The following is a 19,596-nucleotide window of genomic DNA, read 5'->3' on the forward strand; positions in this document are numbered from 1 at the left end:
GCCCGGCCGGCGTCGTGTCGCCCACGGGTCCTTGAGCGCTGCTCCGGGCCGGGTCCCTCTCGTGCGGCCCCGGCCCGGCGCCTCTCCTAACGGTGGCCGGGGAATTCCACCACCTGCTGGTAGGTCGGCCGGTTCTGCCAGCTGATGGTGTCGTGCGTCAGGCCGCCCACCGCGCGGTGGATGATCGCGTCCGCGCACCACTGGTCGCCGGCCTTGCAGCTGTCGTCGCCCGGATAGACCTGCTCGGCCGTCTTCGCGTTCGCCTGCCGCAGGGTCTCCAGCAAGGTGTCGCGGCAGACGGACAGTTCGCCGTTGCCGCAGTACCGCTCGGCGAGCGGGCCCTGGACCTTGTCGCCGAGCACCGACCGCAGATCCTTGTCCGCGTAGCTCCACCAGCCGTACTGGAAGGCGGATCCGGCGTGGGCGCCGGTCGGACCGTGGCCCGCCGAAGGCGACTCGTCGATGGCGAGGTTGGCCCCCAGAGCGCCGTAGAGGTCGCCGCCCAGGCCCGGCTTGAAGGCATTCTCGATCATCAGCGGCCACCAGGCGTCCATCAGCCGTACCGCGTCGGCGTGGGCGTAGCTGTGCGAGCCGGCGGTGGTCTCGCGGCGCTGGACGCCGTCCTTGCGCCATGCCTCCAGCCGCTGCACCGCGGTCTGCAGCGCGGGGTCGGTGACCGGCTTGCTGCGCAGCACCCGCAGGAGTTCGGGCAGCACGTCCTCACCGCGCAGGTCGGTGACGGCGGCCTCGGACATCGCCCGGGTCAGCGACGCGCGGGTCACCCCGCCGTCCTTCGTCAGGGCCCGCACCCGGTCGTCGAGCAGGTTGCCGCGGTGCACCGAGCCGTTGCCGTAGCCGGCCGAGTCGTAGTCCTTGGCCTGCTTGTTGTTCCAGGAGATGTAGTAGTCCTGGTTGACGGACTGCGGGTGCTCCGCGGGCGGGGTGTAGTCGGTGTTGTTGGTGTCGGGGTCGTAGCCCTGCCACTCGTAGGCGGCTTCCGCCTTGACGGGCAGCGCCGGGTCGACCCCGGGGGCACGGACCGGGTTGAGGCCGCTGTTGTAGTACGCGATGTCCCGGGAGTCGGCGTAGAACCAGTTGAAGGCGTAGCCGATGTGCTGGGTGGCCTTCTGGAAGGTCTTCGCGTCCTGTACGTACGAGGGGTCGTTGAGCATCTGGAAGCCGATGATGGAGTCGGCCTCGTGCCGGTAGGTGGTGCGCAGCGCCGTGTAGGCGACGGGTTTGCCGTCGACGGTGGCGCGGTGCGTGACGGTCCCGTACTTGGTCCGGAAAACCTGCATGCGGTAGGAGCCGGCCGCCGTCGGGTCGGCGATGGTGGGCTTCCAGGAGTTGGTGCGTTCCAGCTTCTCCATGGGCAGGCAGGAGCCGTGGTAGCGGTAGCCGGTGGAGTCCTTGGTGGGCGCGGAGCCGTCGGTGTTGCACAGGTCGACGGCGTAGGTGTCGGTGATGTCCTGGCCCGCGGAGGTGGCGCTCCAGGCGTAGTCCTGGCCGCGGCCGAGCTGGACGTACATCCCGACGCCCGCGAAGGAGGCGCCGCGGGCGCTGATGCCCGGCCCCTGGATCTCCTGGAGCATCAGCAGCTGGGGCGCGAAGTAGCCGGTCTGCGGGCCGAAGACGGCGACGGGGTTGCCGCTTGCGGAGTGCTTGCCGGAGACCAGCAGGGCGTTGGACATCCCCCGGTGCTGGGTGGGGTCGAAACTGCCCTTGGGCAGCACCCCGTCCTTGAACAGCCCCTCCAGCTTCTTGTACTTCTTCGGGGCCTTGACCGGGTCGCGCGGCGGCGTCCCGTCCTTGGCGGTGGCGGCGCCCGTGCGGTCGTACACCAAGGGCTCGGCGGCGACCGTGCCGCGGTCGGGCAGCGCGGTGCCCTTCGCCTTCGCCGGCTTGACGGCGTATGGGAAGCTCTGGCCGTCGTGCAGGGTCTTCGCGGCCTCGGGGTCGTTGCGTTCCCGGAAGGACTCCCAGACCTTGGTGCCCTTCTCCACGCCGTACTTCTGCTGGGCGGAGAGCAGCGCGAGGGCCGAGGGGACCTCGCCGCCGCCGCCGTTGCCGAAGAGGCCGCCGACCACGGATGCCAGCGCGATGAGGTCGGTGAGCTTGAAGGGCTTGATCTCGCCGGCGTTGGTGATGGCGTCGACATGCCCGGTGAGCACGTACTCGCCAGGGAAGTAGCGGCCGTTCTTGGATTCCTCGCGGTAGGCGTTGATGCCGTCGACGTACGCCTGCGCGTCCTCCATCGCCTGCTTGCCGCGGGCTCCGTTGTTGTCCCGGATGCTGTCGACCTGCGCCTGGAGGTCCGCCTCGGTGTACGGGGCGGACGGCCAGAACTGCTGCTCCAGGCCCTGGTTGGCGAGGGCGCCGCCGGCGAAGGAGGTCAGCTCACCGCGCCCGATGTGCCGGAAGAGGTCCATCAGCCACAGCCGGTCCTGGCCCGCCGCGTAGCCGGCGCCGTATTCGGTGCCGTAGCGGGTGGTGCCCTTGATGTGCGGGACGCCGGTCTTCTTGTCGCGGGTGATGGTCACATCGTCACGGGGTGCGGTGACCTTGGCGACCTGGTCCTCGGGGACGCCGAAGGAGGCGTCGTTGAAGAAGTTGGTCAAGGTGTCGTCGGTGAGCGACTGGTAGCCGCTCGCCAGGGCGCCGTACGGGCCGAGTTGGTCGGTGGTGTGCGCGGGGTGGGTGCCGAACAGCTTGTTGCCGAGTATCTCCACCAGGGTGGCGTTGCCACTGGCCCCGGGCGGCAGGATGTCGGCGCACTGGCCCTGGCAGTAGTCGGTGGCTTCGGTCGGTGCGGCGGCCGCGGCCGCGGTGGGGGGTGGCGCCAAGAGCGTGGCACCCAGGGCGACCAGGGCTGCCGCCGCGGCGGTCCTGAGCCTTCCGGTACGTCGTCGCATCCCTGCTCCTCGATGGGGGTCCCCCCTGCTCCTCAACAGCTCGGGGGAGGGTGGTGGGCGGGACGTTACCGGCGGTTAACCCCGGCCGGAAGATGAACAACAGTCACCTTTTCCAATTCCCCACAGACACCCGGGAGCCGCACCGGCACCGCCCGCCGAAAAAACCGCACGAAAATTCGATGGATCCAGATGGTGATCGGCTACGTCCCTTCTGCGTCCAGTCGGGTCCTCCCCACGGAGGTGGGATGAACATGGCCGGTTTCAGAGCCCTCGCCGAACAGGTCCGCAATCCACGACTCGTCGCAGCTCAGCGGCGTACCGCCCTGCGCAAGTGCCTGGAGCGCTTTGCCCCTTACGGGCATCGGGCCACCTGGCACCATCTGTGCAGCAGGGTCGGTATCGCGCCGCAGGACCGCGACCCCGACCCCGAACGGCTGATGGCCGCACTGTCCGAGCTGGAAGAGGCGCGCGCCCTCTGGCTGGCCTACGAGGAGGAGTTCGCGGCCCGGCGCCGCAGGGAGAAACACGACGGCATCCGTCAGCCCAGCGCGATCGACGACTGGCACCGGCGCACCTGGGGCGGCTGTGACATCGTGCCCTGCGAGTCCCCGCAGCGGCACCCGGCGGCCCGCCTCGCGGTGGTGCTGCGCAATATGATCGCGGCGATGGAGTCGGGGCGCCCGCGCCGGGACTGCCCGGTGTGCGGCGGGACGCGCTTCGCCTGGCTCCCCGATCTCGCCGGTCCCCCGGCGTCCGGACCCGCCTGCCGGGAGTGCGGGGTGGTGGCACCGGCGTCCGTGCTGACCGCCGAGGCACTGACGGCCGCGGGCCGGGTCCACAGCGGCCGCACATTCGCCGCGGCCTGAACCCCCGGTCGCGCCATCTGAGTTGACGGGCCGTCTGCCCCATCCGGGAACCGATGCCCGGTACAGGGGATTCGGCAGGCGGCCTTCCCCCGAAGTGGATGAACGTTGTACCTTCCGCCGCATGCTCGCCCGCTCGCGCACCGTGGTGGCCCCTCCGGGATGGAACCGCTGGCTCGTCCCGCCCGCCGCCCTGTCCATCCATCTCGCCATCGGCCAGGTCTACGCCTGGAGCGTCTTCAAACCCCCTCTGGAGTCGGCCCTCCACCTGTCCGGGACGGCCTCCGCACTCCCCTTCCAGCTGGCCATCGTGATGCTGGGGCTGTCCGCGGCCTTCGGCGGCACGCTCGTGGAGCGCAACGGTCCGCGCTGGGCGATGTGCGTCTCGGCGGTCTGCTTCGTCTCCGGCTTCCTCGTCGCCGCCCTCGGCGCGGCCACCGGGCAGTACTGGCTGATCGTCCTCGGCTACGGCTTCATCGGCGGAATCGGCCTGGGCATCGGCTACATCTCCCCGGTGTCCACCCTCATCAAGTGGTTCCCCGACCGCCCGGGGATGGCCACCGGTATCGCCATCATGGGCTTCGGCGGCGGCGCGCTGATCGCCTCCCCCTGGTCGACCCAACTCCTCGGCGCCCTCGGCGCGGACGCGGCCGGCATCGCGCGGACCTTCCTCGTCATGGGCCTGGTCTACGCCGTCTTCATGACGCTCGGGGTGCTGTTGGTGCGAGTCCCCGGCGCCGACCGGCAGCCTCCCGCCGCCTCGACGGCCGCGGCCGTCGAGGGGGCGCGCCCGCTGGTCACCACCGCCCGGGTATCGGCCCGCAACGCGCTGCGCACCCCGCAGTTCTGGTGCCTGTGGGTGGTCCTGTGCACGAACGTCACCGCGGGGATCGGCATCCTGGAGAAGGCCGCCCCGATGATCTCCGACTTCTTCGCCCGGTCCTCGGCGCCGGTGAGTGCGGCAGCGGCCGCCGGTTTCGTCGGCATGCTGTCGCTCGCGAACATGCTCGGCCGGATCGTCTGGTCCTCGGCCTCCGATCTGACCGGCCGGAAGAACGTCTACCGCCTCTACCTCGGCGTCGGGGCCCTGATGTATCTGCTGATCGCCCTGGCAGGTGACACCTCCAAGCCGCTGTTCATCGGCTGTGCCGCGGTGATCCTTTCCTTCTACGGCGGCGGGTTCGCCACCGTCCCGGCCTATTTGAAGGACCTCTTCGGCACCTATCAGGTGGGCGCGATCCACGGCCGGCTGCTCACCGCCTGGTCGACCGCGGGCGTCCTCGGCCCGCTGATCGTCAACGCCGTCGCCGACGCGCAGAAGGCCGCGGGCCACAGCGGGCCGGACCTCTACGCGACGTCCTTCTTCATCATGATCGGCCTGCTGGCCGTGGGCTTCGCCGCCAACGAGGCGGTCCGGCCGGTCCACCCCCGCCACCACGAACCACCCGCGTCCGGGGAGCGGCCCGCCGCCGAGCCCACCCCCGCCGACCCGAAGGGAGCGGACCAGTGACCGCACGGCGCACCCTGCTGCTGGCCTCCGTCTGGCTCTGGGTGGGGGTGCCCTTCGCCTACGGCCTTTACGAACTCGCCCTCAAGCTGAAACAACTGTTCACGAGCTGATCTGCGCACGCTTTTGCCCGTGCGGCCCCCGGCCTGCCGCACCCCGGTACCCGGACCACACGGGCACCCCACGAAAGGGTGGACGTCCCATGGCCGCACCGCACGATCTGACCGCGCTCGAACAGGCCGGAGCCATCCGGTCCGGTGAACTCTCGCCCGTCGAGCTCACCGAGCACTACCTGGAGCGGATCGACCGGCTGGACGACACCCTGGGCGCCTTCGTCACCCGCACTCCGCAGCTCGCCCGCGAGCAGGCCGCGGAAGCCGAGCGCCAGGCGGTCGCGGCGCGCCGGGAGGGGCGGGAGCTCCCCGCGCTGCACGGCGTTCCGGTGCCGGTGAAGGACCTCAACCACGTCGCGGGGGTGCGCTGCACGATGGGCTCCCGGGCGCTGGCCGAGCAGGTCTCCCCCCTCGACGATCACCTCGTCACCAAGCTGCGCGGCGCCGGCACCGTGATGCTGGGGAAGACCAACACCCCCGAGTTCGGGCTTCCTTGCTACACCGAGAACGGCATCGCCCCGCCGGCCCGCACCCCCTGGGACCTCAGCCGTTCGGCGGGCGGATCGAGCGGCGGGGCGGCGGCCGCGGTCGCGGGCGGCCTGGCGCCCCTCGCGCACGCGAGCGACGGCGGCGGCTCCATCCGCATCCCGGCGTCGGTCTGCGGGCTGTTCGGCATCAAGCCCAGCCGCGGCCGGGTCAGCGGCGGCCCGCTGCTGCACGACATCACGGGCCTGAGCACCTCGGGGCCGCTCGCGCGTACGGTCGCCGACGCGGCGGCCCTCCTGGACGTCCTCGCGGGCCCGATGCCCGGCGACCCTTTCACGGCGCCCGCGCTCCCGCCCGGCGAGACCTTCACCGCCCATGCCCGCCGGGAGCCCGGACGACTGCGCATCGCCTGCCTGACCGGCGCGCCCATACCGAACGTCGACGTCCATCCGGACTGCCGCACCGCCGTCACCGACACCGCGAAACTGCTCGGTGAACTGGGCCACTGTGTCGAGGAGTTGGTGCTGCCGGTGGACGACAGCATCCGCTACGCCTTCACCCGGGTCTGGTCGGTGATCGCCGCGAACCGTCCGGTGCCCGCGGAGGGCGAGGAGCTGCTGATGCCGCTCACCCGCTATCTGCGGGACCGCGGCGCCGAGGTCTCCGGCACCGACTTCGCGAGCGCGATGTACACCTTCCGGATGCTCGCGCAGACGCTCGCCGACGGACTGATGCCACAGGACGGCGGGTACGACGTGGTGCTCTCCCCCACCCTGGCCGCACCGCCGGCGCCGGTCGGGGCACTGCGCGACGACGCCGACCCGCAGGCCGAGTTCGCCGCCATCGGCGCGTTCACCCCCTTCACCGCGCTCTACAACGCCACCGGCCAGCCCGCGGTGAGTGTCCCGCTGCACTGGAACGCCGAGGGACTGCCGATCGGCGTGATGCTCGGCGGTCGCTACGGCGACGAGGCCACCTTGCTCTCGCTCTCCGCGCAGCTGGAGCGCGCCCGCCCGTGGGCGGGGCGCAAGCCTTCGGTGTGGTGAGATCGCGGATCGGCTCGCGGCGACGCCCCGCGCCCGCGCACCGTGCAGGTCAACGGCGTTGCGCGGCTCCTATCCTTGAGCAGCGGATGCGTCGACGCCGCACTCCCCGCCCTCACACTGCCCCTCGGCTGCCTCCTGCGCTGCCGCGCGCGACCCGTCGCCGTTCCGCCCGGCCACCGGGTCCTTCTCGCCCCGGTCGACGCGCAACCGCCGGGCGCCGGGGCCCTGTTCGCCCAGGTTGTCGTACGGGTTGGACAGCGCGCACCTCTCCAGCGACAGGCAGCCGCAGCCGATGCAGTCGGTCAGCCGGTCCCGCAGTTCGACGAGCTGGCTGATCCGCTCGTCCAGCTCCGAGCGCCAGACCTCGGAGAGCCTGGCCCAGTCGGCGCGGTTGGGGGTGCGCTCGTCGGGCAGCTCCGCCAGCGCGTCGCGGATCACCGCGAGGGGGATGCCGACGCGCTGCGCGGCCCGGACGAAGGCGACCCTGCGCAGGGCGTCACGGGTGTAGCGGCGTTGGTTGCCGGCCGTCCTCGTGCTGCTGATCAGCCCTTTGGACTCGTAGAAGTGCAGCGCGGAGACCGCGGCGCCGCTCCGTGCGGAGAGCTGACCGACGGAGAGTTCATGGACCTTGAACGGAAGCTGGGGCACAGCTCAACCCTAGGACACACGGTCCGGCCTCAGGGGTGTCCGTAAGCGTTGACAGCGGGTACCCCCACTCAGCATGCTGAGCAAGCGCTTAGTAAGCGTACGGGTGAGGCGCGCGTCGGACGCGCCCCGCGCCCGGCGTACGGATCCTGAGGAGGCAGACGGAGATGGCAGAGCCCCGAGTGTTTGGATCGCTCGACGAGCTGCGGGCCGCGGTCGGCGAGGACCTGGGCACCAGCGACTGGCTGGAGATCGACCAGAAGCGGATCGACCTGTTCGCGGAGGCCACCGGCGATCACCAGTGGATCCACGTGGACCAGGAGAAGGCCGCGGCCGGACCGTTCGGCACCACCATCGCGCACGGCTATCTGACGCTGTCGCTGCTGCCCGCGTTCGTCCCGCAGCTGATGCGGGTCGACAACGTGAAGATGGGCATCAACTACGGCACCAACAAGGTGCGCTTCCCCGCCACCGTCCCGGTCGGCTCGCGGCTGCGCGCCACCGCCCGGATCGCGGACGTCAGCGAGGTCTCCGGCGGGGTGCAGCTCACCACCACCGTGACGATCGAGCGCGAGGGCGGCGACAAGCCGGTCTGCGTGGCGGAGGCGGTCAGCCGCTTCTACCTCTGATCCCGCGGCAGTCATCGATCGACGGCGCCGGGGCGGGTCCGCCCTGCCCGGCCCGCGTGCATCCGGCGGCACGCCGACGCGTCAGACCGGATCCGCGCCCACCATCCGCAGCACCAGGCCCGCGTAGAGCGCGCCGACCTCGTCGGGGGTGCGGGCGCCGTCCGAGGAGAACCAGCGGGCCACGTCGACGCACAGCGACAGCACGGCCAGCGTGGTGCCCGGTACGTCGTCGGCCTGGAACTCCCCGCTGTCCGCGCCGTCCTGGATGATCTGCCGCAGCAGCCGGTCGGTCCTGCGGCGCAGGTCGGCGATCTCGGCGTAGTGCTCGGCACCCAGGGCCTGGAGTTCGTACTGGATGACCCGGGCGGTGGTGTGGTGCTCGGCGTGCCACCGGGCGAAGGTGCGCACCGCGTCGCGCAGCCGCTCGGTGGCGCTGCCCTCGGCCTCGGCGGCGGCGCCCATGATGCGCAGCGCCTTCTCGTGGCCGTTTCCGCTGATGCGGTAGAGCAGCTCTTCCTTGGTCTTGTAGTGGATGTAGAGCGCGGCGGGGCTCATCCCGGCACGGCCCGCGATATCGCGGGTGGTGGTGGCGTGGTAGCCGCGCTCGGCGAACGCCTCGACGGCGGCGCAGACCAGCCGCCGCGCGGCGTCCGGGGTCACATCGGCCCACTCGTCGCCGGCCTCGGCCGCCCGTTCCGCCTCCGCACCCATCGCGCACGCTCCTCGATCCGCCGGGGACTCTCCTCCGACGGATCGAACACCATACCGCGCCGCTGAGCAAGCGCTTAGCGGCGCGGTGAGGGCAGGCGGCCGGGCAGGCGGTGCGGGAACGGCCGACGCGGGCGGGGGCCCGGCCGCGGCGGGGCCTGCGGTCGGCGTCCGGTCAGAAGGCCGAGACGCCGGTCAGCGCACGGCCGATGACCAGTTTCTGGATCTGACTCGTGCCCTCGTACAGGGTCATCACGCGGGCGTCCCGCAGCAGCTTGCCGACCGGGTACTCGTCGATGTAACCGTAACCGCCGAAGACCTGGAGGGCGTTGTTCGCGGCGCGCACCGCGGCCTCGGAGGCGAACAGCTTGGCTTTGGACGCCTCGGTGACGAACGGCTTCCCGCGGTCGATCAGGTCGGCGACCCGCCAGGTCAGCAGGCGCGCGGCGTCCACGTCCACGGCGATGTCGGTGATCAGCTCCTGGACCAGCTGGTGCCCGGCGATCGGCTTGCCGAACTGCTCGCGCTCGCCCGCGTAGCCGAGCGCCGCGTCCAGGGCCGCCTGCGCGATGCCCACACAGCCGGCGGCGACCGACATCCGCCCCTTGGCCAGGGCGGACATGGCGACCGAGAAGCCCTTCCCCGCCGGCCCGAGCATGGCGGAGGAGGGCACCCGCACCCCGTCCAGGACCAGCTCCGCGGTGGCCTGGCCACGCAGGCCGAGCTTCCCGTGGATCTCGCGGCGCCCGAGGCCGGGGGTGTCGGTGGGCACGAGGAAGGCACTGACACCCTTGTGGCCGGGCTCGGGGCCGGTGCGGGCGAAGAGCAGCACGACGTCGGCCCAGGTGCCGTTGGTGATGAACGTCTTGGCGCCGTCGATGATCCAGTCCCCGCCGGGGCCGCCGTCGCGGACCGCGCGGGTCGCGAGGTTGCCCGCGTCGGATCCGGTGCCGGGCTCGGTCAGACCGAAGCAGCCGATCGCCGCCCCGGAGGTGAGCCTCGGCAGCCACTCCTGCTTCTGCGCCTCGTCCCCCCAGGCCGCGATGGTCTTGGCCACCAGCCCCAGGGAGACCGAGACGATGCCGCGCACCGAGGAGTCGCCCCGGCCCAGCTCCTCGGTGACCAGGCAGTAGGCGAGGTGGTCGCCGCCTGAGCCCCCGTACTCCTCGGGGACGGTCAGGCCCAGGAAGCCGAGGTCACCGAGCTTCTTGACGATGCCGCGGTCGACCTGTTCTGCGCGGTCCCAGGCCGTGACGTGCGGGGATATCTCGCGCTCGACGAAGTCCTCGGCGAGCTGCCGTACGGCGGTCTGCTCCTCGCTGAGCTCCAGGTTCATCAAGACCCCTTAGGGACGCGCGCAGTGGGACGGCTCCGGCGGCGCGGCGGCGTCCGCTCACCGCGTCGCTCCGGAACGTTAATTAGCACTGCTAGTTTTTGGGAGGCAGCCTCTACTATGTGCGTCATGGCCCGACCCCGCAAGCCCCTCCTGAGCCGTGAGCGCATCGTCACCACGGCGCTGGCGCTCATCGACGCGGAAGGGCTGCCGGCGCTGTCCACCCGGCGCCTCGCGGCCGAGTTGGGCGTGAGCGGGCCGTCGCTCTACAACCACTTCACGACGAAGGACGAGATCCTCGACGCGGTCGCCGACACGGTCATCGCGAAGGTCGACGTCTCGGCGTTCGAGGCCGGCGGGGACTGGCGGACCGGCCTGCTCGGCTGGGCCCGCTCCTACCGCGCCGCGCTCGCCGCACATCCGCACGTCGTGCCGTTCCTCGCCCAGGGGCCCGGCCGCCGCCCGGCCGGCCTGAAGATGGCCGACGCGGCGTTCGGCGGCATGGTCGAGGCGGGCTGGCCGCCCGCCCAGGCCACCAGGATCTGCGCCATGGTCCGCTACTTCGTGGCAGGTTCCGCCCTGGGCTCGTTCGCCCGCGGCTTCGTGGACGACCCCAGCGCCTACGACCCCGCCGACTATCCCCACCTGGGCCAGGCGCACCTCCTCGCCGAGCATCAACGCCAGGTGGACGAGGGCGCGTTCGAAACCGGCCTGCGGGCCCTCGTCGACGGCCTCGCGCTGCAGCACCCGGAGCTGGTCCCGCCGCACGGCTAGACGCGACGGCCGAGGCCCCGTGTCACCGCGCCCTCGGGCGGCTCTAAAATCCAGCAGTCCCTGGCGGGCAGGGCGTTGTGCGGGAGGCATGGAGGCGGCGTGCGCGAGCCGAGCACGGCCAAGTGCGGTCGATTCACCGCGGGTTACGGGCGCTTTGTCATCGAGATACTCCGAGGGAAGGGGCAGGTCGTCTTCCTGCGGAGCGCGTGGGCCGGTGCTGCGGCCTCGCTCGCGCTGTGCGCCGCGGGCTGGGAGTTCGCGCTGTACGGGCTGCTGGGCACGGCGGTCGGTACCGCGACGGCCCGGATCCTGGGAGTGGACCGCGACCGGGTCACGGCCGGTCTCGAGGGCTTCAACGCCTGCCTGGTGGCCGTCGCGCTCGCCGTGTTCCTCGGCGCCGACCACCTCTCCACCGCCGTGCTGGCATGCGCCGGGAGCGTGGTGGTCACCGTCGTCACCGGCGCCGTCGCACGCATACTCGCCACCTGGGGCCTGCCGACCCTCACCCTGCCGTACTGCCTGATGGCGAGCGCCGCGACGATCGCCGCGCCGGGCTTCGAGCGGGTCTGGCACCACGGCGCGAGCCTGGCCGCACTGGCCCGGCCCGCGAGCGGCCCCACCGCGCTCGCGGGATCCGATCTGTGGCGCGCGTTCTTCGCCAACATCGCGCAGGTCTTCTTCATGCCGCAGTGGTACGTCGGCCTCGTCCTCCTGCTCGGCATCTTCGCCGCCTGCCGCCTCGCCGGCGTGATGGCGTGCCTGGGCAGCGGTGTCGGCATCCTCACCGCCTGGGCCCTCGGCGCACCCGCGAAGCAGGTGGCCGAGGGCACGATGGGCTACAACGCGGTGCTCGTGGCGATGGCGCTGTGCGGGGTGTTCCTCGCCGCGGACGCCTGGAGCCTGGCCTACGCGCTGGCCGGCGCGGTCACCGCGACCGGCCTGAGCGCGACGATGGCCGCCGTCTTCGCCCCCTCCGGCGGTCACACCTTCACCTGGCCGTTCGTCCTCGTCTCGCTGGCGTTCCTGGCGGCGGTCCCGGCGTTCCCCCGGCTGCGCCGGGCGGGGGCGCCCGACCCTGGGCCGGGCGTGCGTGACGCGGGCCCCGCCCCGGAGCGGGCCGCCGAGCCCGGCGGCCCGGCACCGGAGGGCCCCGAGCCGGGCCGGGCCGCCGTCTGACCCCCTGCCCAGGCCGTCAGCCCTTTGCGGGCGTCACCTTCGGCGCCCCGTCCGCGGCAGGGGCGGACGCCGCCGCGCGGCGGGCCAGCAACCAGATCGAGGCCAGGGCGATGACGGACAGCCCGATGATGTAGAGCGACACCGACATCGAGGTACCGGTCGCCTCCAGCAACAGGACCATGACGAACGGCGCGAGCCCGCCGCCCAGAATGGCGCTGATCTGGTAGCCGAGCGACGCGCCGGTGTAGCGCATCTCGGCGGTGAACAGCTCGGCGAACAGCGCGGCCTGCGGCCCGTACATGATGCTCAGGAAACAGCTGCCGACGAACGTGCCCACGGCCATCCAGGCCAGCGACGCGGTGTCGATGAGCAGGAACATCGGGATCGCCCAGACGAGCAGGCCGACGGCACCGGCGGCATAGACCCGCAGGCGGCCGATGCGGTCGGAGAGCGCCGCGGCGGCCGGGATCAGGGCGAGCTGGGTGAGGCTGACCAGCAGCGAGACGGTCAGGACCGCGGTGCGCTCCATGTGCAGTTCGCGTGTGGAGTAGTCCAGGACACCGGTGATCAGGATGTAGAAGGTGGCGGTGTTCACCGCGAAGGAACCGCCGGCCAGCAGGACCGTGCCCAGGTGGTGGCGCAGGATCGTGCCCAGCGGTGAGCGCTGCGCGTCGGCGGCCTTCTCGGCGGCGGCCAGATCGTTCTCGGCAGCCTTGAATTCCGGCGTCTCCTCGACCCGGGTGTGGATGTAGCGGGCGAGGACGAGCACGAGGATGCCGATGAAGAACGGGACCCGCCAGCCCCAGCTGCCGAAGGACCGCTCGTCGGTGACCGCGCCGGCCACCAGGAAGACGGAGTTGGCGGTCACCACGCCGATCGGGACACCGAGCTGGACCAGCGAGCCGTAGAGCCCCCGCTTGCCCTCGGGGGCGTATTCGGTGGCCATCAGCATCGCGCCGCCCCACTGGGCGCCCACCGCGAGACCCTGGAGCACGCGCAGGAAGACGAGCAGGATCGGTGCGGCGATCCCGATGCTGTCGTACGAGGGGAGCAGGCCGATACCGGTCGTGGCGAGGCCCATCACGGTCAGCGCGAGGACCAGCATGGGCTTGCGGCCCCGCCGGTCGCCGAGGTGGCCGGCGATGACGCCGCCGACGGGGCGGGCGAGGAAGCCGACGGCGAAGGTCGCGAAGGCGGCGAGCACGCCGGCGGCCTCGCTGCCGGAGGGGAAGAAGGAGTCGCCGAGAACGAGCGCGGCGGCGATGCCGAAGACGAAGTAGTCGTACCACTCCACGGCGGAGGCCAGGGCCGCGGCGGTGGCGACCTTGCGGCGGTTCCGGGCGGAGGGTGGCGTGCTGCTGTTGCCTTTGGTCGCGGAGGGGGCCGAGTCCATGCGTGCACACTCCGGTGGGTGCGGGGAGGGATGGGGGGCGGCGCCATGATGTCGGGCGACCGTACCGACCGGCCGGTACGGCGTCAACGGACCGCGCAGCATCAGTTTTCCCCGGCGCCGGGACGACCGGCCCGAGCGCTGATGCCCGCCCCGGCCCGCCGGCCCGCGGCCCGTCCCACCGACCGACCCGCGCCGCTCCCCGTCAGAAGACGATCAGCGCCCGGCCGCCCTTGCCCGCCAGCATCGCGTCGAACGCGTCGGGGATGCCGTCCAGCGAGATCCGCTCGGTGACCAGCGCGGACAGGTCCAGCGCGCCCGAGCGGACGTGCTCGGCGATGACCGGCAGATCCCGTGCGGGGTCGCTGTTGCCGTAGACGCAGCCGGCGAGCGTGCGGCCGAAGTAGAAGATCTCCAGGGCGGAGAAGGTCACCTGCTGGTCCTGGCCGCCGATCCCGACGACCGTGGTGCGCCCGCCCCGCCGGGTGGCCGACCAGGCCGTACGGATCGTCTCGGCGCGGCCCACGCACTCCACGGCGACATCGGCGCCGAAGCCGCCGGTCAGCTTGCGGATCCGCTTGGCGGTGTCCTCGCCGGCCACCACGAACTCGGTGGCGCCCGCAGCGCGCGCCAATCCCTCCTTCTCCGGCGAGACGTCCACCGCCACGATCGTGCCCGCCCCCGCGATCCGCGCCGCCTGGAGCGTCGCGAGGCCGACGCCGCCGACGCCGAAGACGGCGACGGACTCCCCCGCCCGCACCTGGGCGCTGTGGCGCACCGCGCCCCAGCCGGTCAGCACCGCGCAGCCCAGCAGCGCGGCGTCGGCGAGCGGCACCCCGTCCGGGAGCGGCAGAGCGGCATGCGCGGGGACGACGGTCTCCTCGGCGAAGGCGGCGGTGCCCAGGCCGGGGTAGAGCTCACTGCCGTCGGCCGCGAGGTGCGCGTACGGGGCGTCCGCGGCGTGACCGGAGTTGGCGCACAGCCAGGGCTCCGCGAGGCCGCAGAAGTGGCAGTCGCCGCAGGACGGCGCCCAGTTGAGTACGACCTGGTCGCCGGGGGCCACCGAGGTCACCGACGGTCCGACCGCGGTGACGGTGCCCGCACCCTCGTGTCCGAGGACCGCGGGGACGGGCTGACGGAGGGTTCCGTTGGACAGCGACAGGTCGGAGTGGCAGACGCCGGCGGCGGCGAGACGAATACGGACCTGTCCCGGGCCGGGCTCCGGCAGGTCGATCTCGGTGACCCGGAGCGGGGCGTTGACGGCGGACAGCAGTGCGGCGCGAACCACAGGATCTCCTCGGTGCGGAGGACGGCGGAGGGGCGGACCGGGCGGAGAAGCGGGACGCGTGCTCCGCGGGACGGAAGAAGACGGACAAGGTCGGACGGAGAAGGAGAGCCAAGAGGGGAAGGGCGGCCAGGGGACAGAGGCGGCCGGCGGCTCGGACGGGACAAGGAAAGCAGGTGAGGCACACCAGGGCCGCCCTCGTCACCGCGGCTCACGGCTCAGGGCCGCGGCACCGCCGCAACGCCGCACATCAGAACTGCAGCGACTTGGTCTGGAGGTACTCGGTCAGACCGTGCGGGCCCAGCTCGCGCCCGACACCCGACTGCTTGTAACCGCCGAACGGCGCCAGGGGGTTGAAGCGGCCGCCGTTGATGTCGACCTGACCGGTGTCGAGACGTCGGGCGAAGGCGGCCGCCTCCTCCTGGTCGCCCGCCCAGACCGCGCCCGCGAGCCCGTAGACGGTGCCGTTGGCGATCCGGGCGGCGTCCTCCTCGTCCTCGTAGCGCAGGATCGACAGCACCGGCCCGAAGATCTCCTCCTGGGCGATGGTCATCTCCGGGGTGACATCCGCGAAGACGGTCGGCGTCACGTAGTAACCGGTTTCCCGGGGCGCCTCCGGACCGCCCGCGACGACCTTCGCGCCCTGGGCGATGCCCTGCTCGATATAACCGCGCACCCGGTCCCGCTGCTTGGCGTTGACCAGCGGGCCGACCCGCTCGCCCGGTACGTACTTGGCGACCGCGGCCGCGGCGAGTTCCACGGCCTCCGCGTACCGGTCCTTGTGCACCAGCATCCGGGTCCACGCGCTGCACGTCTGGCCGGAGTTGGCCATGACGTTGGCGACGCCGACACCGACCGCCTTGGCGAGATCGGCGCTGGGCAGGATGACGTTGGCGGACTTGCCGCCCAGTTCGAGCGCCACCCGCTTGACCGCGGCGCCCGCGGTGGCGCCGATCTTCCTGCCGACGGCCGTCGAGCCGGTGAAGGAGACCAGGTCGACCCCCTCGTGCTCGGCCAGCGCCTGACCGGCGACCGGGCCGAGGCCGGTGACGAGGTTGAAGACACCGGCCGGGATGCCGGCCGCGTCGACGCACTCGGCGAACAGCTGCGCCACCAGCGGGGTGTCCTCGGCGGGCTTGAGCACGACCGTGCAGCCCGCCGCGAGCGCCGGCGCGACCTTGGCGACGACCTGGTGCAGCGGGTAGTTCCAGGGCGTGATCGCGCCCACCACGCCGACCGGTTCGTGCAGCACGGTGGAGTTGCCGATCTTCTCCTCGAAGGCGTACGACCGGGCCAGCTCGGCGTAGGAGCCGCACACCGCGACCGGGACGCCCGCGTGCACGGCCGTGCTGAACGCGAGGGGCGAGCCCAGCTCGGCGGTGACGGTCTCCGCGATCTCCTCGGCGCGCGCCGCGAGTTGGTCGCGCAGCGCCGTCAGCAGGTCGGCGCGTTCCGTGGGCGGGGTGGCGGCCCAGGCGGGCAGAGCGGCGCGCGCGGCCCGGACGGCCGCGTCCACATCCTGCGGCGAACCGGCCGGCACGGCGGCGATGACCTGACCGTCGGCCGGATTGACGACGTCGATCGTGCCGCTCCCCTCGGCGGGCCGCCAGCTTCCGTCGATGTACATCGCGTCGTGCTGCTTCACGTCGTGGTCCTCCCGAGACGGCTGGTGGTCATCCCCGTAGGGGTGTCCGTCGAGGCCGTGGGCGCCACGGCCGTCCGCCCGGACCCCTCTAAACTAGCGTCGGTAGTTTTCAGGCGCCAGGGAATGCGGCGGGTGCCCTCGGTCACGCGCACCGGAGCGCGGAGGACGACCGCGTATGCCTCGGCCGGGGCGGCCCCGGCGGCGAACGGACCCGCAGAAACGCCCGCGTCACGCCTGCGTTCACGCCTGTATTCACACCTGCGGACAAGCCCTAGCGCTCGGCCCGGTCGGCGCCGTCCCGGACGGGTTCCGGTGCGGTCCCGTCCGCGGGCCGGGGAAGGTGGCCGGCGGCCGTGGGAGGCGGCGAGTCGCCGGCGCGCGTGCTCTTGCGGGCCGCGGTTCCGGCGGACGCCAGGAGGAGCGCGCCGAGCATCACGAAGGGCGCGGCGGTCCCCGCGACACCGGCGAGAAGGCCGGCGGTGGCGGGGGCGGCGACCTGGCCGAGGCGGTTGCCGGTGAGGCGGAGGGCCAGGGCCGTGGAGCGGGCCCGGTCGGGCGCCGCCTGGACGACGGTGGTCATCGACAGCGGCTGGCCGACGCCGAGGCAGAAGCCGAGCCCGGTGAGCATGACGGCCAGCGCCCAGACCGGCACGGGCAGCACCATGGCGCCGCACAGCAGGCCGGCCAGCGCGCAGCTGCCGGCCATCAGTGCGGTGCGGCCCAGCCATCGGATCATCGGCGTCATCACGAGCCGGCAGGCGATGGTGGCCGCGGCCCGCAGGCTGAGCAGCAGACCGATGGTGGTGGGGGCGATGGCGCGGTCCTCACCGATGACGGGGAGGTAGGCGGTGAGGATGTCGGTCGCGGAGAGCACGGCCAGGCTCATGAAGATGCCGGCCGGAACGCCCCGGGTGCGCAGGATGGCGCGTACGGGGACGTGCTCCCCGGCCGGTTCGGGTGTGGTGCCGCCGGTTCCGGGGGGCGTGGTGCGCTGCTCCAGGCGCCAGAGCGCGACGTAGGAGACGGCGCCGACGGCGCCGGAGACGAGCAGCGCGGTGGCGCTCGTGGGGGCCATCGCGCCGTCGTGCTCGGAGATGACCAGGCCCGCGGCGATCGGGCCGACGAGCTGGCCGAGGGAGGCACCGATGGTGAAGTGGCCGAAGTTGCGGTCGCGTTCCGCGGGGGCGCTGCGGCGGGCGACGATCGACTGGGCCCCGATGACGAAGCAGAGGTGGCCCAGGCCCATCACGCCGCTCCAGGCGGCCATCGCGGGCAGCGAGCCGGCGAGGCCGCTGAGAGCGCAGCCGCCGCTGATCAGGGCCACACCCACGACCAGCAGCGGCGCGCAGCGGCCGTGGTCGGTGCGGCGGCCGAGCGGGACGGCGACGAGCAGCGGCAGCAGGGCGTAGACCGCGGTGATGACGCCGATGGCCTGTTCGTCGGCGCCCAGTGCGAGGGCCCGGTAGGAGACGGCCGGCCTGGCCATGCTCACCGCTCCTTGGGCGAAGGAGAAGGTGATGACCAGACGCAGCAGCCAGCTCCTGCCGGGCCTCGCGGGTGCCGTCACGGTGCGTTGTTCCGTTCCGTGTGTGGGGGGTGGTGCGACAAGGGGTTGTTGCGTCTAGATGATGCCGAAGAGCAGGCCGGCGCACAGGACCACCAGGGAGGTCAGTGCGGCCCACTTGATGGTGAACTTGGTGTGGTCGCCGAATTCGACCTTGGCCATGCCGATGAGGACGAAGACGGCGGGCACCAGCGGGCTGGACATGTGCAGCGGCTGGCCGACGAGCGAGGCGCGGGCGATCTCGATGGGGGCGACGCCGTGTGCGGCGCCGGCCTCGGCGAGGATCGGCACGATGCCGAAGTAGAAGCCGTCGTTCGACATCAGGTAGGTGAGCGGGATGCTCAGGATGCCGGTGACGATCCCCATGTGCGGGCCGAGGGCGTCCGGGATGCCGTTGACCAGCCAGCGGGCCATGTGCTCGACCATGCCGGTGCCGGTGAGCACGCCGGTGAAGACCGCGGCGGCGAAGACCATGCCGGAGACGTTCAGGACGTTCTCGGCGTGCGCGGCGATCCGCGCCTTCTGGTCCTTCATCTGGGGGAAGTTGACGGTCAGCGCGATGGCGGCGCCGATGATGAAGAGCACCGGGATCGGCATCGTCTGCATGATCAGCAGGGTGAGCAGCGCGACGGTGAGCGCGGCGTTGAACCAGTAGAGCTTGGGGCGCAGGGTGGCGCGCTGCGGGTCCAGGCCCTGGAAGCTGCCGTCGGGGCCGTCCGTGGCGTCGTCGTCACCGGTGGCGGTGGCGGTGGCCGGGGAGCCCGCGCCGCCGGAAGCGGCCATCTTGCGGAACATCTTGCCGAACGCGTTGCCGCCCCCGGCCGCGGTGGCGCTGCCGCCGCCCGCGCCGACCAGGACCTGCTCGGTCTCCTTCTCCGCGACGACGTCGCCGAGCGTCAGCACGCCGAGCCGCTTGCGCTCACGCAGGCCGAGGACGTAGGCGAGGAGGAACACCGCGACCAGGCCGACGGCCAGCGCCGGGATCATCGGGACGAAGACGTCGCCGGCGTCGAGCTTGAGGGCGGTGGCGACGCGGGCGGTGGGGCCGCCCCAGGGCAGGGTGTTCATCACGCCGTTGGCGGTGGCGGCGACGCCGGTCATGACCACCAGGCTCATCTTCAGCCTGCGGTAGAGCGGGTACATCGCGGAAACCGTGATCATGAACGTGGTCGAGCCGTCACCGTCGAGGGAGACGATCGCGGCGAGCACGGCGGTGCCGACCACGATCCGCATCGGATCGGCTTTGCAGAACCGCAGGATGCCGCGGACGATCGGGTCGAAGAGCCCGACGTCGATCATCACCCCGAAATAGATGATGGCGAACATCAGCATCGCGGCCGTGGGGGCCAGGTCACCGATGCCCTTGATGACGTAATCGCCCAGATTCGCGCCCTGTCCTACGAACACGCAGAACAGTGCGGGAATGAGTACGAGCGCTGCTATCGGTGACATCTTCTTCATCATGATCAGCACCAGGAAGGTGGCGATCATGACAAATCCGAGGATTGTCAGCATTGGGG

The 19,596-nt window shown here is 72.1% G+C and carries 15 protein-coding genes; 6 read left to right on the top strand and 9 right to left on the bottom strand.

The genetic code is table 11. The features are described from left to right. Window positions 1-86 precede the first annotated feature (86 nt). Complete coding sequence (locus ACH4FH_RS27155; RefSeq protein WP_398558530.1) at window positions 87-2,912, bottom strand: penicillin acylase family protein; 2,826 nt, start codon at window positions 2,910-2,912, stop codon at window positions 87-89. A gap of 251 nt (window positions 2,913-3,163) precedes the next feature. Here ACH4FH_RS27155 and ACH4FH_RS27160 point away from each other — a divergent pair, with 251 nt between their 5' ends. The 3 genes from ACH4FH_RS27160 to ACH4FH_RS27170 all read left to right on the top strand — a co-directional run bounded on the left by ACH4FH_RS27160 (window position 3,164) and on the right by ACH4FH_RS27170 (window position 6,927). Then, window positions 3,164-3,778 (top strand): hypothetical protein, encoded by a 615-nt coding sequence (locus ACH4FH_RS27160; protein WP_398558531.1) that lies wholly within the window; start codon window positions 3,164-3,166, stop codon window positions 3,776-3,778. Window positions 3,779-3,899: 121 nt separating this feature from the next. Continuing rightward, complete coding sequence (locus ACH4FH_RS27165; protein WP_398558532.1) at window positions 3,900-5,285, top strand: OFA family MFS transporter; 1,386 nt, start codon at window positions 3,900-3,902, stop codon at window positions 5,283-5,285. A 199-nt stretch (window positions 5,286-5,484) separates the two neighbouring features. After that, window positions 5,485-6,927, top strand: coding sequence for an amidase (locus tag ACH4FH_RS27170; protein WP_398558533.1), 1,443 nt, complete (start codon window positions 5,485-5,487; stop codon window positions 6,925-6,927). A gap of 69 nt (window positions 6,928-6,996) precedes the next feature. On the opposite strand, the gene soxR is transcribed toward ACH4FH_RS27170, so the two are convergent. Next, window positions 6,997-7,575 (bottom strand): redox-sensitive transcriptional activator SoxR, encoded by a 579-nt coding sequence (gene soxR / locus ACH4FH_RS27175; protein ID WP_398558534.1) that lies wholly within the window; start codon window positions 7,573-7,575, stop codon window positions 6,997-6,999. A 164-nt stretch (window positions 7,576-7,739) separates the two neighbouring features. Between soxR and ACH4FH_RS27180 the strand changes: the two genes are divergently transcribed. Next, complete coding sequence (locus ACH4FH_RS27180; RefSeq protein WP_398558535.1) at window positions 7,740-8,201, top strand: MaoC family dehydratase; 462 nt, start codon at window positions 7,740-7,742, stop codon at window positions 8,199-8,201. 81 nt (window positions 8,202-8,282) lie between these two features. Here the strand turns inward: ACH4FH_RS27180 and ACH4FH_RS27185 are convergent, their stop codons facing one another. Both ACH4FH_RS27185 and ACH4FH_RS27190 read right to left on the bottom strand, forming a co-directional pair. Continuing rightward, window positions 8,283-8,912, bottom strand: coding sequence for a TetR/AcrR family transcriptional regulator (locus tag ACH4FH_RS27185; RefSeq protein ID WP_398558536.1), 630 nt, complete (start codon window positions 8,910-8,912; stop codon window positions 8,283-8,285). Between the two features lie 172 nt (window positions 8,913-9,084). Continuing rightward, window positions 9,085-10,245, bottom strand: a complete 1,161-nt coding sequence (locus tag ACH4FH_RS27190; protein ID WP_398558537.1) for an acyl-CoA dehydrogenase family protein — start codon at window positions 10,243-10,245, stop codon at window positions 9,085-9,087. A 126-nt stretch (window positions 10,246-10,371) separates the two neighbouring features. On the opposite strand from ACH4FH_RS27190, the gene ACH4FH_RS27195 reads away from it, so the two are divergent. Continuing rightward, window positions 10,372-11,016, top strand: coding sequence for a TetR/AcrR family transcriptional regulator (locus tag ACH4FH_RS27195; protein WP_398558538.1), 645 nt, complete (start codon window positions 10,372-10,374; stop codon window positions 11,014-11,016). A gap of 99 nt (window positions 11,017-11,115) precedes the next feature. Continuing rightward, a complete protein-coding gene (locus tag ACH4FH_RS27200; RefSeq protein ID WP_398558539.1) occupies window positions 11,116-12,192 on the top strand; it encodes an urea transporter in 1,077 nt (358 codons plus the stop codon). Between the two features lie 16 nt (window positions 12,193-12,208). Here ACH4FH_RS27200 and ACH4FH_RS27205 read toward each other — a convergent pair whose 3' ends face one another. The 5 genes from ACH4FH_RS27205 to ACH4FH_RS27225 form a co-directional block, all read right to left on the bottom strand. After that, complete coding sequence (locus ACH4FH_RS27205) at window positions 12,209-13,585, bottom strand: MFS transporter (protein ID WP_398558540.1); 1,377 nt, start codon at window positions 13,583-13,585, stop codon at window positions 12,209-12,211. A 202-nt stretch (window positions 13,586-13,787) separates the two neighbouring features. Further along, window positions 13,788-14,870, bottom strand: a complete 1,083-nt coding sequence (locus tag ACH4FH_RS27210; RefSeq protein ID WP_398558541.1) for a Zn-dependent alcohol dehydrogenase — start codon at window positions 14,868-14,870, stop codon at window positions 13,788-13,790. 247 nt (window positions 14,871-15,117) lie between these two features. Next, window positions 15,118-16,512: an aldehyde dehydrogenase family protein gene (locus tag ACH4FH_RS27215; protein WP_398558542.1), complete on the bottom strand. Its 1,395-nt coding sequence runs from the start codon at window positions 16,510-16,512 to the stop codon at window positions 15,118-15,120. 271 nt (window positions 16,513-16,783) lie between these two features. Further along, a complete protein-coding gene (locus ACH4FH_RS27220) occupies window positions 16,784-18,079 on the bottom strand; it encodes an MFS transporter (RefSeq protein ID WP_398558543.1) in 1,296 nt (431 codons plus the stop codon). Window positions 18,080-18,133: 54 nt separating this feature from the next. Then, complete coding sequence (locus ACH4FH_RS27225; protein ID WP_398558544.1) at window positions 18,134-19,591, bottom strand: CitMHS family transporter; 1,458 nt, start codon at window positions 19,589-19,591, stop codon at window positions 18,134-18,136. Window positions 19,592-19,596: the final 5 nt, after the last annotated feature.

The organism is Streptomyces sp. NPDC017993 (assembly GCF_044328065.1).
Lineage (GTDB): Bacteria > Actinomycetota > Actinomycetes > Streptomycetales > Streptomycetaceae > Streptomyces.

Excerpts from the sequence above, each read along its gene's own strand:
- ACH4FH_RS27155 (WP_398558530.1), bottom strand. The coding sequence starts at position 2,912 with ATGCGACGACGTACCGGAAGGCTCAGGACCGCCGCGGCGGCAGCCCTG.
- ACH4FH_RS27160 (WP_398558531.1), top strand. The coding sequence starts at position 3,164 with ATGGCCGGTTTCAGAGCCCTCGCCGAACAGGTCCGCAATCCACGACTC.
- ACH4FH_RS27165 (WP_398558532.1), top strand. The coding sequence starts at position 3,900 with ATGCTCGCCCGCTCGCGCACCGTGGTGGCCCCTCCGGGATGGAACCGC.
- ACH4FH_RS27170 (WP_398558533.1), top strand. The coding sequence starts at position 5,485 with ATGGCCGCACCGCACGATCTGACCGCGCTCGAACAGGCCGGAGCCATC.
- ACH4FH_RS27180 (WP_398558535.1), top strand. The coding sequence starts at position 7,740 with ATGGCAGAGCCCCGAGTGTTTGGATCGCTCGACGAGCTGCGGGCCGCG.
- ACH4FH_RS27185 (WP_398558536.1), bottom strand. The coding sequence starts at position 8,912 with ATGGGTGCGGAGGCGGAACGGGCGGCCGAGGCCGGCGACGAGTGGGCC.
- ACH4FH_RS27190 (WP_398558537.1), bottom strand. The coding sequence starts at position 10,245 with ATGAACCTGGAGCTCAGCGAGGAGCAGACCGCCGTACGGCAGCTCGCC.
- ACH4FH_RS27195 (WP_398558538.1), top strand. The coding sequence starts at position 10,372 with ATGGCCCGACCCCGCAAGCCCCTCCTGAGCCGTGAGCGCATCGTCACC.
- ACH4FH_RS27205 (WP_398558540.1), bottom strand. The coding sequence starts at position 13,585 with ATGGACTCGGCCCCCTCCGCGACCAAAGGCAACAGCAGCACGCCACCC.
- ACH4FH_RS27225 (WP_398558544.1), bottom strand. The coding sequence starts at position 19,591 with ATGCTGACAATCCTCGGATTTGTCATGATCGCCACCTTCCTGGTGCTG.